Origin of the sequence: Porticoccus sp. W117 (genome assembly GCF_030341905.1) — a bacterium.
Taxonomy (GTDB): Bacteria; Pseudomonadota; Gammaproteobacteria; order Pseudomonadales; family Porticoccaceae; genus SCSIO-12696.
The window spans coordinates 59,537-73,998 of record NZ_JATAAF010000010.1 but is presented as its reverse complement, the minus strand read 5'-3'; the positions used below and the strand labels follow the sequence as shown (position 1 = coordinate 73,998).

At 54.1% G+C, this 14,462-nt stretch carries 13 protein-coding genes; 2 read left to right on the top strand and 11 right to left on the bottom strand.

What is annotated here, in order from left to right; translation table 11 throughout:
* Positions 1 to 68: 68 nt before the first annotated feature.
* Together QSV34_RS09100 and QSV34_RS09095 are read left to right on the top strand one after the other, a co-directional pair.
* Positions 69 to 1,151, top strand: coding sequence for an efflux RND transporter periplasmic adaptor subunit (locus QSV34_RS09100; protein ID WP_289153968.1), 1,083 nt, complete (start codon positions 69 to 71; stop codon positions 1,149 to 1,151).
* Positions 1,148 to 4,288 (top strand): efflux RND transporter permease subunit, encoded by a 3,141-nt coding sequence (locus QSV34_RS09095; protein WP_289153967.1) that lies wholly within the window; start codon positions 1,148 to 1,150, stop codon positions 4,286 to 4,288. Before QSV34_RS09100 ends, QSV34_RS09095 begins: the two co-directional genes overlap by 4 nt.
* On the opposite strand, the gene QSV34_RS09090 is transcribed toward QSV34_RS09095, so the two are convergent.
* The 11 genes from QSV34_RS09090 to rodA form a co-directional block, all read right to left on the bottom strand.
* On the bottom strand, positions 4,270 to 5,181 hold the full coding sequence (locus QSV34_RS09090) for a dienelactone hydrolase family protein (RefSeq protein WP_289153966.1): 912 nt from the start codon (positions 5,179 to 5,181) through the stop codon (positions 4,270 to 4,272). The genes QSV34_RS09095 and QSV34_RS09090 overlap by 19 nt on opposite strands.
* Positions 5,174 to 6,049: a glutathione-dependent disulfide-bond oxidoreductase gene (yghU, locus tag QSV34_RS09085; protein ID WP_289153964.1), complete on the bottom strand. Its 876-nt coding sequence runs from the start codon at positions 6,047 to 6,049 to the stop codon at positions 5,174 to 5,176. Before yghU ends, QSV34_RS09090 begins: the two co-directional genes overlap by 8 nt.
* A 37-nt stretch (positions 6,050 to 6,086) precedes the next feature.
* On the bottom strand, positions 6,087 to 7,103 hold the full coding sequence (locus QSV34_RS09080) for a T6SS phospholipase effector Tle1-like catalytic domain-containing protein (protein WP_289153962.1): 1,017 nt from the start codon (positions 7,101 to 7,103) through the stop codon (positions 6,087 to 6,089).
* Positions 7,104 to 7,363: 260 nt separating this feature from the next.
* On the bottom strand, positions 7,364 to 7,843 hold the full coding sequence (locus tag QSV34_RS09075) for a hypothetical protein (RefSeq protein WP_289153960.1): 480 nt from the start codon (positions 7,841 to 7,843) through the stop codon (positions 7,364 to 7,366).
* A gap of 125 nt (positions 7,844 to 7,968) precedes the next feature.
* Entirely contained in the window at positions 7,969 to 8,985 is a 1,017-nt protein-coding gene (lipA, locus tag QSV34_RS09070) for a lipoyl synthase (protein WP_289153958.1), read from the bottom strand.
* A gap of 90 nt (positions 8,986 to 9,075) precedes the next feature.
* On the bottom strand, positions 9,076 to 9,765 hold the full coding sequence (lipB, locus tag QSV34_RS09065; protein WP_502929003.1) for a lipoyl(octanoyl) transferase LipB: 690 nt from the start codon (positions 9,763 to 9,765) through the stop codon (positions 9,076 to 9,078).
* Positions 9,766 to 9,850: 85 nt separating this feature from the next.
* A complete protein-coding gene (locus QSV34_RS09060) occupies positions 9,851 to 10,120 on the bottom strand; it encodes an HP0495 family protein (protein WP_289153954.1) in 270 nt (89 codons plus the stop codon).
* A 17-nt stretch (positions 10,121 to 10,137) separates the two neighbouring features.
* On the bottom strand, positions 10,138 to 11,292 hold the full coding sequence (locus QSV34_RS09055; protein WP_289153952.1) for a D-alanyl-D-alanine carboxypeptidase family protein: 1,155 nt from the start codon (positions 11,290 to 11,292) through the stop codon (positions 10,138 to 10,140).
* Positions 11,293 to 11,405: 113 nt separating this feature from the next.
* A complete protein-coding gene (locus QSV34_RS09050; RefSeq protein ID WP_289153950.1) occupies positions 11,406 to 12,218 on the bottom strand; it encodes a septal ring lytic transglycosylase RlpA family protein in 813 nt (270 codons plus the stop codon).
* A gap of 33 nt (positions 12,219 to 12,251) precedes the next feature.
* Positions 12,252 to 13,253: a lytic murein transglycosylase B gene (mltB, locus tag QSV34_RS09045; RefSeq protein ID WP_289153949.1), complete on the bottom strand. Its 1,002-nt coding sequence runs from the start codon at positions 13,251 to 13,253 to the stop codon at positions 12,252 to 12,254.
* Positions 13,254 to 13,288: 35 nt separating this feature from the next.
* Positions 13,289 to 14,371: a rod shape-determining protein RodA gene (rodA, locus tag QSV34_RS09040; protein WP_289154030.1), complete on the bottom strand. Its 1,083-nt coding sequence runs from the start codon at positions 14,369 to 14,371 to the stop codon at positions 13,289 to 13,291.
* Positions 14,372 to 14,462 lie beyond the last annotated feature (91 nt).

The window sequence follows — 14,462 nt, the reverse complement described above, 5'->3', positions numbered from 1 at the left end:
GGCTTTCCAATGTCACCAAAAATCCACTTACCCTACAATAGACTGAATGAATCCCTAGCGAGATCACCATGCCAACTTTCACCTTAGCACCAGTACGAGCGCTGCTCGGTTCATTGGTACTTTGCGCGCACTCGGCGCTGCCGGTACAAGCCGCAGAGGTGGATGTGTTTTACCCGACATCAGAACCTGCCTACCAAACCTTAACGCTAACCGGCACCGTGGAAGCAGCACAAAATGCCGATTTGGCCAGCCTGCAGGCGGGAGTTATCCAGCAGTTCTTTGTGGAAGTGGGCGACAAGGTATCTCGCGGGCAAAAACTGATGACGCTGGATGCTACCCTGGCCAGACTAACGCTGGCTGAAACTGAGGCCAGCGTCACCAGCAGTGAGATACGTCTTCGGGAGGCCAAGCGACTTTATCAGGAAGCGCTGGCGTTATCAGAGCAACAGGCGATGGCACAAACCCTGATTGCCCAACGCAAAGCTGCGGTAGCTACTGCTGAAGCAGCATTGAACCGGGAAAAATCCAATCTTGCCTATCAGAAAGAACTGGTTAACCGGCACACCCTGTACGCACCTTTCAATGGTGTTATTTCGCGACGCAACGGGGACGTCGGCGAGTGGGTGACACAACAACGTTCAGTGTTAGGCCTGGTTCAGCAAGACAAGCTGCGTCTGGTGATTTCCATTCCGCAGGAGTATTACCAGTTTTTAAAAGAGCCGGAAAACACCGTGGTAACTATCACACCAGATGTTACCGAGGCCGCCAAGCTCACCGGCAAAATCAGCCGCTATGTTGCCGTATCCAATGAACAAAGCCGTGCTTTTACAGCGCATATCGACTTGCCTGCATCGGACTCTCTAACCCCTGGAATGTCTGCCAACGCGGAGTTGCAATTTAACCGAGTGCAAAAACAGTTGGTGTGGCTGCCTAAAAGAGCGCTCAAACAACACCCGGATGGCGGCACCAGTGTATTTGCTGTAGTTAATGGCCAGGCAGAACGTTTTATCGTTGACGTGGTAGATAAAAAAGAGCAGCAAATCGCCGTTACCGGCGCCCCGGCAAACCACGCCTATGTCACCTCAGGCGTTGCCCTTTTGCGTGATGGCGAATCGCTGACCATCAAGAACACTGAAGGGCAGCGGCCATGATCGACGCTGCGGTAAAACGCGGCACGCTGGTTGCCGTGGTGGTGCTGATCAGCTGCATTCTTGGCCTGGTGGCCGCCTTTAATATTCCGGTGCAGATGATCCCGGATCTCGAAGTGCGCACCATTACGGTACAAACCGGCTGGCCCGGAGCAACGCCGCAAGACATTGAAAAAGAAATCCTCATTGAGCAAGAACGCTACTTGCGCAGCCTGCCCAATTTGCAACGCATGCTCTCGTCTGCAGAAATGGGTGAAGCCAATATCGAGTTGGAGTTTCCTTTTGGGGTGGACGTTAACGACGCCCTGATTCGAGTCAACAATGCTCTCAGCCAGGTACCAGCTTATCCAGAAAATGTCGATCAGCCGCGGCTGTTTTCCAGCTCGTTTTCCAGCAACGCTTTTATGCATTTCACTTTACGCCCCACGGAAGGCAACCCCATGCAGCTGGACATGGACTTGTTGCGCGATTACGCCGAGGATTTTATTCGCCCAAGAATGGAATCCGTTGCTGGCGTCTCCGAAGTCAGGGTTAGAGGCGGCGCCCAGCGTCAAATCCAGATAAAAGTGGATGCGGGCAAGTTGGCGCAGCGAGGCATCAGCCTGACAGACGTCAGAAGTGCCATCCGGGATCGAAACTCCGACGCCTCTGCGGGCGACATCGAAAGTGGCAAAAGCCGATACCTGATGCGGGTGGTGGGCCGCTTTGAACAACTCAGCGAATTGGAAAATCTGATTATCAAGCGTCAGGGCCAGTCCAATACACGCTTGAAAGACGTTGCCGAGGTGGCGCTGGATCATTTTGAAACCCGTGGCGAACGCTTCTTTAATGGAAGGCGCAACATCAACCTGTCGGTGCGGCGAGAAAGCGGCTCCAATGTTCTGGCGATCAAGGCGCAAATGCTGCCAGTCATCGATGCCATCAATCAGGATTTGCTTCAACAAAATGGCCTGGAGTTAAAACTCACCAGCGACGACGTTCAGTACGTACAAAGTTCGCTAAATAATGTCTGGACAAACCTGGGCATTGGCGCCCTGCTTGCCACCCTGGTGATGTATGGGTTTCTGCGCTCTGGCCGGGCCACCATGATCGGCGTGATTGGCATTCCGGTGTGTACCATTTTCGCGTTTTTGGCATTAATGGCGTTTGGCAGAACCATTAATGTGATCTCTCTGGCAGGGGTGGCATTTGCGATCGGTATGACAGTGGACAACACCATTGTGGTACTGGAATCCATTCTGCAGCAGCGGCTTAAAGGATTAAACAAAGTAGAAGCGGCCATTGCCGGTGTTAAAGAAGTATGGCCCGCCGTGCTCGCTTCCACCACTACAACTGTATTGGTGTTCGCACCCATTCTATTCATTGCTCAGGAAGCCGGGCAACTGTACTCCGACATTGCCATTGCAATATCCGGCGCCATTATTGCGTCCATGCTGGTGGCTATTTGGGTAATCCCGGCGGCGCTGGCGCACTTTGGTAAAAAGTCATCCATTCAGCAGAGCGAGGCATTCGAGCTTTCGGGCCGCTGGTTAAAAATGTCGGCGGTCTTTACCCAGTCACAAAAAAAAGCCCGTCTTTACAGTGGGGCGTTTGTCGCGGTTATTTTGTCGCTGGCCTATTTACTGATGCCCGCTGCGGAATACCTGCCGGAAGGTGAAGAACCCAAAGCGTTCTCAAACATGGTGGCGCCGCCCAGTTATAACCTGACAGAAATGAAAAAAATTGGCACTGATTTAAAGGCATACTTTAATCAGTACATCGACGCCGACCCGAAAAGTTTTAACGGTGGCGAGGACAATATGCCGCCGCTGGCCTATTACATGTTGTCCATTTCAAATGGCCGTATCTGGATGCTGAGTGCCCCGTCTGAGGCAAAAAACATCAATGCCATGATGGCAGGCATCACCCGCAAATTTGAAAGTTACCCCGGCATGCGGGCATTTTCCGCAAGGGGTTCAATCATTTCCAGCAACGATGGCGGAACCAGAGCAGTGGCACTGGATATTGCCGGCAATGATATTACCGAGATTTATCAGGCCGCCGATGCGGTGTACCAGGCGGCGGACGCCTACTTCGAACAACCACAAATCAATTCCGAACCCCGATCACTCAGCCTGGATCAGCCCCTTATTCAGATAAAGCCCAGGTGGGAACGTCTGGCTGAATTGGATATGAGTAGCCGGGAATTAAATTATTCCATTGCCGCCATGAGTGATGGCGCTTACGTGGATGAATTTATTCTCGAAGACGACAAGGTGGATATTTTTCTGTTCAGTAATGCGGGTAACCGACAAACGTTGCCCAACCTGGCGGCGGCGCCCATATTGACTGGCAATGGTCAGATTCTGCCATTGAGCGCACTGGCGGATTTGCTGGAAAGTAAAAACAGCAACAGCATTCGCCGTGTTGACAGTAATCGCACCGTGACCGTTTACATTATTCCGCCGAGAGACCTTGCCCTGGAAACCGCAGAGGCCATTGTGCGCGAACAGCTGCTGCCGCACTTGTGGCAGGAAAATAAAATCGCTCAGGGAATCAAGGTCAGCATCAGTGGCGCTGCCGATCAGCTGGAGGAAACCCGCAACGCCTTATCCAGCAATTTCGTCATTGCCATCGCGCTGATTTATCTGGTGCTGGTGGCCATCTTTACTCACTGGCGCTACCCGTTGTTTATTCTGGCAACCGTGCCACTGGGTATGGCAGGCGGCCTGCTGAGTCTGGTACTGGTGAACGGCATTAACACGGGTCTCGGTTTGCTGGGTATCAGCACGTTCCACCAGCCTTTTGACATGATTACCATGCTCGGCTTTTTGATTTTGCTGGGCACCGTGGTCAACAACCCAATTCTGATTGTCGACCAGACCCGGCGCTGCCTACTTGAGCAAGGCGTTTCGGTAAAAGACGCTATTCATAAAGCACTGCAAAAACGCCTGAAGCCCATCCTGATGTCCACGGCCACCACCATATTTGGCCTGGCACCGCTGGTACTGATCCCCGGCGAAGGCACCGAACTGTATCGTGGTGTGGGCATTATCGTACTCAGCGGTATTTTGGTATCCACGGTGTTGAGCTTGACGTTTTTGCCAGCACTGTTGATGGCACTGCTAAAGCCCAGGCAGTCTCAGTCCAAGGCCGTCTGAAAAAGCGCTAGCAATCTGGCCCAGGCTTTCTCCGCCTGTTTCTCGTTGTACACTCTGGAATCCGGTGGGCACCAGCCGTGCAAGGTACCTTCATAAACCTCAATTTCAGCAGGAGTACCGGCGGCTTTGTAGGCAGCGGCTAGAACATTCTTCGCTTCCGGCGCCCTTTTGTCGTCGTTTTCCGCAATGGCGTGCAGCACATGGGCTGGTGACTTCGGGATCAGTAAGTGGGGGCTGTCCGGGGTATCCCGCACCAGGCTGGACGTGTGGAAAGAAGCCGCAGCACCAACCCGTTCAGGAGCAGCAGCCGCCGTGCGCATAATCAGCGGGCCGCCCATGCAATAACCTGCAGTGCCGAGTTTTTTCGAGGTATCAACAACCTTCTGTTTGTCGAGAAAGGCAATATAGTCTCGGGCGTCTGACATGCTGGCATCCTGAGTGAGTTTTCTCGCCATACCGCGCAGGAATGCTCTTGTGTCAGGGTCACGATAGTCTGCCCCTGGCCCTACCACTGGGGCTTTGGCGTCCCGGTAAAACTGATTGACCACCAGCACCGCGTAACCGGCTCTGGCAAGGCGTTTGCCCATAGCCTTGAAGGCCGGGCGCAGGCCTTTGATGTCTGGCCACATCAGCACACCAGGGTGTTTGCCCTTAGCTGGCCTGACAAAGTAACAATCGGAATTGCCGTCAGCCATGGGAACATCGACATCGGATTCCACAATATCGTCAGAGCCAAGGGTTTCAAAACCATGGTCACCAGAACCCAGGGCAGCTGTCGGAAACATCAAGGCAGCAATGGCCGCCGCACTGAGCTTGCTGAAATCCCGGCGGTTCAGCTGGCCACCATTTCTGGCAAACTCCTCGTTGTCCTTTTCGGTTTGTTCGTCACACATTATCAGCCTCCAACTTGTCCTGGGTACGCAGCTCAAAATCTTCAGCGCTGTGCCTTTCGTGCAATTGTTCGTCAGGCTCACCCCAGGTGCGATTCACCATGCGACCTCGCTGCACAGCGGGTCGAGAATCGATCTCTTTCGCCCAACGAGTAACGTGCTGGTAACTGGCCACATCGAGAAATTCAGCGGCATCGTACAAGCGCCCCAACACCAGACTGCCGTACCAAGGCCAGGTGGCAATATCGGCGATGGTGTAATCGTCACCACACAGGTAACGATTTCCCGCCAGGCGACGATCCAGCACATCCAGCTGGCGTTTGACTTCCATGGTGAAGCGATCGATGGGGTACTGCCACTTCTCTGGCGCATAGTTGTAAAAGTGACCAAAGCCGCCACCCAAGTAAGGGGCGCTGCCCATTTGCCAGAACAGCCAGGACAGACACTCATGGCGTTTTTCCGGCGTGGGCAAAAAGGCGTTAAATTTTTCCGCCAAGTACAACAAGATAGCGCCGGACTCAAAGATAGACACCGGTTCGGCACCACTGCGATCCACCAGTGCCGGTATTTTTGAGTTGGGGTTTATGGCCACAAAGCCGCTGCTGAACTGGTCACCTTCGGTAATGCTGATCGGGTAGGCATCGTACTCGGCACCACGGTGGCCTGCCGCCAGCAGCTCCTCCAACATCACCGTTGCCTTGACGCCATTCGGGGTTGCCAGAGAGTGAAGCTGCAGCGGGTGTTCACCTACTGGCAAGTCCTTATCGTGGGTAGCACCGGATATGGGGCGGTTGATGCTGGCGAATTCACCGCCGTTTTCAGATTCCCAGGTCCAGACTTTTGGTGGGACATAAGTTGCTGACTGATCCATTGCAATTCCTCGTTATAAGCAATCCGTCTATGACCACTCACCAGCCATTTTGATCAACATATTGCAGCAAGTTTTTCGGCCGATAACTGTCGTCTTGCTGCCAACGCTGTTTCACGGAGGGGTGAATGAGAACCTCGCCCAGACCGTGGTCAATGGGCCTGAAAAAGCGTTTGCGCACTCGATAGAAGCTGCGCCGGGATTGGTGCAGGCGCGCCAGGGGGTTGTCAGTAATACCGCTGAGCAGATGGGATTCAACCTTCAAGCCATGGGCAGAGGCTTCGCTGAGCATCCATTTCAATGCGTGATCTGACAACAGACTGCCATCGTCATCCGGCTTGTAGCTGCCGCCCACATCACTGTGAGCACCGGCAAACCACATTTGCTTTAGATCGAGGTTTTGGCGCGGCTGCCAAATAGTGGGCTCAAAGTCACTGCGCTGTTCGTCAATGGCCAGTGCGTGGCGAGCAACGCTGACATTGCGCCCCAGCTTGGTATCGTAAAACTCATCCTTGTCGTCGAACAAACCCAGGAACGACAGTGGGATACCCATGGCGCCCACGGTATCCCAAACGCCGACAAACTTCACTTGGCGCGAGCGGTGGCTGTGGGCACGGCGAAACGCCACGGAATTTTCGCCTTTGGGGGCATTGCGCCTACCCGGTTTTTTGTAGAGTTTAAAAGCCTCGGCGATCAATGCCGCATCTGGCCGTTTGAGAATGCCGCAATTGTTGATCATGCCGCACAGGCTGCGCACGGTATAGGCGCCGCGGCTAAAGCCAAACAGCCAGATTTCGTCTCCCGGCGCGTAGTTCTGCACAATGTATCGGTAGTTGTCGGTGATGTTTTTGTGCAGCCCTTTGCCGGTAATGCCACCCACAACGCGGCTTTCATAGCTGCCAACACCCCAGTCATAAAATACCTGCTGACCGACGCCATCAGCCGCTACCGGGCGAATCGCTCTGGCCAGTTTGAGGACGTTGGTGGGGAAGTCTTTGGCGGGATCTTGTTCCGGACGGTTCCAGGTGCCGTCGGCACAGATGACGATGCGTTTCACGGGGCTCTCCTTGTGATGTCGTTTATCACAAAGAGTAGCATACGGCTGCGAGCGTCGGGCTCCGGGCCACGAGCAGAATGTAGGTCGGGCTTTAGCCCGTCACAATAGCAGGTTGTTACGCTTTACTTGACGCCCTAAAGGGCGACCTACAAAGATATATTCGGAGATTGCTGTGTCACCACACTCCGATAATGACAATTTTAGAGGTTATCCAACCAAGGTAATGCATTTCGCGGAGAAACTGTATTCCCGAAATAATTTTATGCAGTCGCGCCATAAAAACTTCTAACGCGCTTTGATCGTTTAAAGTAGCTAGACCAAATTAGATAGTAAATGAGATCACCAAAGATAGAGGCAGGCTTATCAGGAACTAAATCCATAATATATAAGCTGGCTATTCCAGCAGCCACCAAAAACGAAGTCAGCAGATAATAGCCAATATAGGATTTAATCTTTACAGGGATACCTTCTTCTTGGTGATTTACTACCTTCAAAATCAATATTGAAAAAACTATCACTGGGGTAAGCTCTACCAATGATGCTATCGACCCAATCAAGCCGCCATATACAGATTCATCGATAAAGTAAGTCACCACCACCAAGGCCGCAACCAAAACCCCGGCTATAGCATAGATGAAATTAACTACCTGAAAGAAACGCAGCCAGCCACCAATAGATTTCAGCTCATCGCCTGACACCAGTTCCGACTCAGGTGCCTTATATACATCAGAATTTTCCACTATGCCTCATCTCATTATTCAAGGTAGTAACAGCCGCTAACTTGTCGGCCTGAAGGCCGACCTACATGGTGTAGAGCGCGAATTTCGCTCGGACAGCTCGCCGCTAGTAGCCCGCGGCTCGCAGCTTATTTAACGGTCTCTCCATGCGCCTGTTTGTCGGCGTGGTAGGAGGAGCGAACCAGCGGGCCGCTGGCCACGTGTTTGAAACCGATGGAGTAGGCGTATTCGGCGTATTCTTCAAACTCATCCGGATGCACAAAGCGGTCTACCGGCAAGTGGTCTTTGGAGGGTTGCAGGTACTGGCCTACGGTGAGCATATCGATGTCGTGCTCGCGCATTTCGTAGAACACTTCCAGCAGCTCGTCTTTGGTTTCACCCAGACCCACCATCAGCCCGGATTTGGTGGGTACCTTGGGGTTGAGCCTGCCGTATTCCTGCAGCAATTTCAGCGACCACTTGTAGTTGGCGCCGGGGCGCGCCTCGCGGTACAGGCGGGGGATGGTTTCCAGGTTGTGATTGAACACATCCGGCGGCGTTGCGCTGAGGATTTCCAATGCTGGCTCCATGCGGCCGCGAAAATCCGGCACCAACACTTCCACTTCCAAATTGGGGGACAAAATACGGGCTTCGCGAATGCAGTCGGCGTAATGTTGGGCGCCACCGTCGCGCAGGTCGTCGCGATCCACCGAGGTGATCACCACGTATTTGAGTTTCATATCGGCGATGGCTTTCGCCAGGTTCAACGGCTCGTCCACATCCAGTGGATTGGGCTTGCCATGGCCCACATCGCAAAACGGGCAGCGACGGGTGCAGATGTCACCCATAATCATAAAGGTCGCAGTACCGCCGCCAAAACACTCACTGAGGTTGGGGCAGTTGGCTTCTTCACACACCGTGGACAAATTGTGACTGCGCAGGGTCTTTTTGATCTCTGCCACTTTCGGAGAGCTGGACATGCGTACGCGAATCCACTCCGGCTTGCGCTGGTGGCCTTCGCTGGGCATCACCTTGACGGGAATCAGCTCTACCTTGTCGGCATCGCGCAGCTTTTCACCCTGCACCCGGCGGCGAGTCTTGCGCACCGGTTGCAGCTTGGTGGCATCTACGGCCAATTCGTCATCGTTTCGGGTGAGGTCTGTCATCGTTGTTAATCTCTACTGTGCCAAAGGCCACTTGTAGGGTGCCTACTTTAGGTTGGTCGGCGAAGCGTAATCCACCGGTTTTCTGGCGGATTACGCTTCGCTAATCCGCCCTACGTCAAGGATTTCATGAGGCTGATCCGCATACTGCCAGCGGTCAAAACCCAGGTTTGCCGCCATACGATCCAGTAACAGTTCTTCCACGGTGCGGTACGCAGGCATCTCGCCCTGCACCAGATCCTTCATCTGCACCATTTTCAGCCCGGCGTAGCCGCAGGGATTGATCCGGGCGAAAGGCGACAGATCCATATCAATATTAAACGCCAGGCCATGATAACTTTTGCCCTTGCGCACCCGCAGGCCAAGAGAGGCAATTTTATCGCCATCCACATACACGCCAGGCGCGTCGGCTTTGGGGGCGGCGACAATACCATAAGGGGCGAGGGTTTCCACTATGCTCTGCTCGATAGCGGAGACCAGTTGGCGTACACCCATTCCCCGGCGACGCAAATCCACCATCGGATAAGCGACGATCTGGCCGGGGCCGTGGTAGGTCACCTGACCTCCACGGTCTACCTGCACCACCGGAATATCTCCGGGCATCAATACATGTTCTGCCTTGCCCGCCTGGCCCTGGGTAAATACCGGGTCGTGCTCTACCAACCAGATTTCGTCCCGGCTGTCGTCGTCGCGGCCATCGGTAAACGCCTGCATGGCAGCAAATACCGGTTCATAGGGCTGGCGGCCGAGCTGGCGGACAGTAATGGTATCTTTCATCGTCATTCTGAGCGTAGCGAAGAATCTCGCCTTTCAATTCTAGATATAGATCCTTCGCTACGCTCAGGATGACAGAGGAAAATACCCCGCATCAAATCACCATATGCACCATGGGGTGCTCTTTCAGGTCAGCAAAAATGGCTTCTAATTGCGGCTTGCCGGTGCAGACGATCGTAGCGGTTATCGCCTGGAAGGTGCCCTTGCTGCTGTCGCGCACAGTCACCCGGTTAGGGTCGAAATCACCCACATGGCGCTGCATGACTTCCAGTACAAAGGCGTGAAAGTCCGGGTGCGCCTTACCCATTACTTTGATGGGGTAATCGCAGGGGAATTCTATTTTCGGGGCGTCTTGTTCACTCATGGTGTTACTGATGGTTATCAACTGAAAATACCCACAAAAAACAACTTGATGCTGTCCCACATACGAGCAAAGAAGCCCGCTTCAGGGATTTCACGATCCGCCACCAGTGGCAGCTCCCGCAACAGCTCGCCATCGTAGCTGACGGTTACCGTTCCCAACTGTTGGCCCAAAGCGACTGGAGCCTCGATCTGCTCGGGGGCATTAACGTCAATTTGCAGCTTTTTGGCTGCTCCGTAGGGCACGGTGAGCTGGGTTTCTTCCGCCACTACCAAGTTGAGATTCTCGCTCTCGCCATACCAAACGCGAGCGTTTTCCTGCATCACTTGTTGAGCGTTAAATACCTTGGCGCTTTCAAAATAGCGGAAGCCGTAGGAAAGCAGTTTTTGCGATTCACGGGCACGGGCTTCGTCGCTGTCGGTGCCCATCACCACAGCAACCAGGCGCATGCCATCGCGCAGCGCCGAAGACACCAGGCAGTAGCCCGCCGCCTCGGTGTGGCCGGTTTTGATGCCGTCCACGGATTTGTCGCGCCACAACAGACGGTTGCGGTTGGGCTGGGGCTTGTCGATGTTGTACTTGAAGTACTTTTCCGCGTAGATGCTGTAGTGCTCCGGGTGATCCTTGATCAATGCCCGCGCCAGCAGGGACAGGTCGTAGGCGGTAGTGAGGTGCCCTTCCGCCGGCCAACCGGTGGCATTTTCGTAGTTGGTGTTGTTCATGCCCAGCAGTTGTGCCTGCTGGTTCATTACATCGGCAAAGGCGCCTTCACTGCCGGCCACGTATTCCGCCAGCGCCACTGAGGCGTCGTTGCCAGACTGGATAATCACCCCCCGCAGCAGGTCGATCAGCTTGACCTCGGTACCCTCGCGGATAAACATCTTGGAGCCGCCCATACGCCAGGCATTGACGCTGATGGGCACCATGTCCTGCTCGCTGATTTTGCCCTGGTGGATATCTTTGGAGACGATGTAACTGGTCATCATCTTGGTGAGGCTGGCGGGCTCCAACTGCTCGTTGGCGTTGTGCTCTACCAGGATTTCGCCGGTATCCGCATCCACCAGAATCCAGGCCTTGGCAGACAGTTCCGGGGGAGCGGGTGTGAGAGCAGTGGCCAGCGGCGCCAGCAGGGTAAGGACAGTGGCCAGAAAAATCTGAAGCAACTTGCTAATCATGGTGGTTCCTTGAAACAGCTAATCGTCACCCTGAATGAAATGAAGGGTGACAGGATTCAAAATCGGCGGGGATTTTACCACGAGTACCACAGCAGAAGTATGAAGCAATACCGTTAAAACTGAACCAAAAATGGAGATAGCTTTTCCCGCTGGCGCACCTGCGCTTTAAGACGCTGCTGCTCTTCAGTCTGAGCCACGGGGCCGATCAAGACTTTGTAAAGCAGGCCCTTGGAACCCTCATTGATGGTCATCAATACCGGATGGCCCACCCATTGGCGCAGGCGCGCCTGCATTTGTAGGGCAGGCTTGGCCTTGGAAAATGCCGCCAACTGCAGATAACTGCCTTTCTCCATAGGCTTGCCTGTTTGCGCCGGCCTGACTGGCTCTGGCCGGGCCTGCACACCTGCAGGGTCTATGTATTCGACTTCAACTTGCGCCAGACCATCATCGGCAAAATTGAGCTTCTTGGCCGCCGCGTAGGAAAGATCAATCAAACGATCGTGCAGGAACGGGCCGCGATCGTTCACTCGCACCACCACCTGGCGATTATTTTCCAGATTGGTGACTTTCACATAGGCGGGAATTTTCAGGGTTTTGTGGGCCGCCGTCATGGCGAACATATCGTAGGTTTCGCCGTTGGCGGTGGGCCTGCCGTGAAACTTGCTGCCGTACCAGGAGGCCATACCGCGGGCCTTGTAACCGCGATTGTCCGGCAGCAGATGGTAGGTTTTGCCCAGGGCGCGATAGGGGTTGGTATTGCCGGCGCGAGTGATGGGCTCTACTCTGGGGACCGCATCGGGAATCTGGCTGACGTCTCTGTCCTGGCGAGGCGGGCGGTCATCCTTGTAGTAATTGGAGCCGCCACAGCCCGCCAGCAGCAGTACCGCTGCGAGCAGTGGGAAGAAAAGGCGGTTATTTCTCAGCAAGACTATTTTTCCGCAAGACTATTTACCTGCAAACTATTTTTCTGCGAGATGGGGCTCCATGCGCTCGCGAATCGCCTGGCTCACCTGATAGACCGCCATGGCGTACATGCTGCTGTGGTTATAGCGGGTAATCACATAGAAATTATGCAGCCCGAACCAGAACTCCACGCCGTTCTGGCCATCCAGTTTGATGGCAGAAGCCATGGCGTCTGGAGAGGCAAAATCCACTGGAAAATAACCGTGTTCGCTGAATTCCAGAATGGTGCGATCCGGCTTTAAACCTTTGGTGATCACATCGGGAGAGTAATCCGGCTTAAGTTTGACACGGGTGGCCACTGGCTCACCGTCTTTCCAGCCGTGCTCGGCAAAGTAATTGGCAACACTGCCAATGGCGTCGGTGGTGTTGTTCCAGATATCGGCAAAGCCGTCGTTATCGTAATCCACCGCGTAAGCGCGATAGCTGCTGGGAATAAACTGGCCAAAGCCCATGGCACCAGCGTAGGAGCCTTTCAGGGCCAGGGGGTCCTGGTTTTGCTCACGGGCCAGCAGCAGGAAGTGCTCCAGCTGCTTGGTGAAAAAGCGGCTGCGCTTGGGGTAGTCAAAGGCCAGGGTGGAAAGTGCGTCCAGTACCCGGAAAGAGCCCTTGTTGCGGCCGTAGTAGGTTTCCACGCCGATAATGGCAACAATCATCGCCGGGTCTACACCGTAATCTTCCTTGGCACGCATCAGGGCTTCGGAATTTTCACGCCAGAACTTGGTACCCAGATCAATGCGTTTGCTGGTGTAGAAAATTTTGCGGTAATCGCGCCAGGGTTTTACCTTCTCGGCGGGGCGGGTCATGGCATCAATAATGCTCTGCTTGAACTCCGCCTGGGCAAACAAGCGCCGCAGCTCGGTGGCTTTAAAATCGTGCTCCTCCACCATAAGGCCGATAAATGACTCGGCCTGTGGATTACCCAGATAGTTTTTTGCCTGCACCCCGGCAGAAAACAGCAGCGCCACCGCCGCTACAAATGTTACAACACGTTTGTTCACCGAAAAATCTCCCTCACAAGTCAGGGTCTGTTGCCCTAACGCTTATCAACACAAACGGCCATTAGCATACCAAACCCAAGCATCAGGGTCACAATGGAAGTACCCCCATAACTCACCAGGGGTAAAGGCACACCAACAACCGGTAAAACGCCAGATACCATACCCATGTTGACCACAACATACACAAAAAAGGTCAACGCAATACTGCCCGCCAGCAAACGACCAAACATATTACTGGCGCGCAGAGCCAAAAACAGGCAACGCCCCACAATCAGCAAATACAGCCCCAGCAGGCTCAGCACCCCTGCCAGACCGAACTCCTCACTGAACACGGCGATAATAAAATCCGTGTGTGGCTCTGGCAAAAAATCCAACTGCGATTGAGTACCCTGCATCCAACCCTTGCCTTGCCAACCACCGGAGCCAATAGCGGTGGTGGACTGGATAATATTCCAGCCAGAACCGAGCCGATCCGCCTGGGGATCAAGCAACGTCAGAATACGCTGCTTTTGGTAATCGTGAAGCAAAAACAGCCAAAACAGCGGAATCGCCGCCATGGCCAACAGGCCGGCACCCAACATATAGCGCTTGTGCAGTCCCGCCAGAAAAAGCACAAAAAAGCCAGACGCAAAGATCAGCAGCGCCGTGCCCAAATCCGGTTGCAAACCCACCAACAGCGCGGGCAATACCATCATCAACAAAGCCGCCAACACATAGCGAAGCGTCGGTGGCAGATGCCGTTGCCCCAAATAACTGGCCAGCATCAGCGGCACCGCCACTTTCATAATCTCCGAGGGCTGAAAGCGAAAGCCTCCCAACTCCAACCAGCGCTGCGCCCCTTTGGCCCCCACCCCGAAAAACAACACCGCCACCAGCAGCAGCAAACCAATGGCGTAAGGCAGCAACGCCCAACGAGCCAACAGTCGCGGCGACAACTGCGCTGTGACCAACATCACCACAAAACCCACAGCGTAGAACACCATCTGCCGTTTCAGGTAATGCTGGCTCTGCTCGCTAGCACTGTACAACACCATCAAACCAATGCCGCACAACAGCATCAACAGCAGGATCAGCGGCATATCCAGATGCAACTTCTGCCAGCGATTCTTGCGGTACATACCGGTGCTGTGCTGGCGCAAATGGCGGACAAAATCGTTTTGCACTACGACAACTCCCAGCTTGCCGGTAAAGGTTGGGGATTACTGGTTG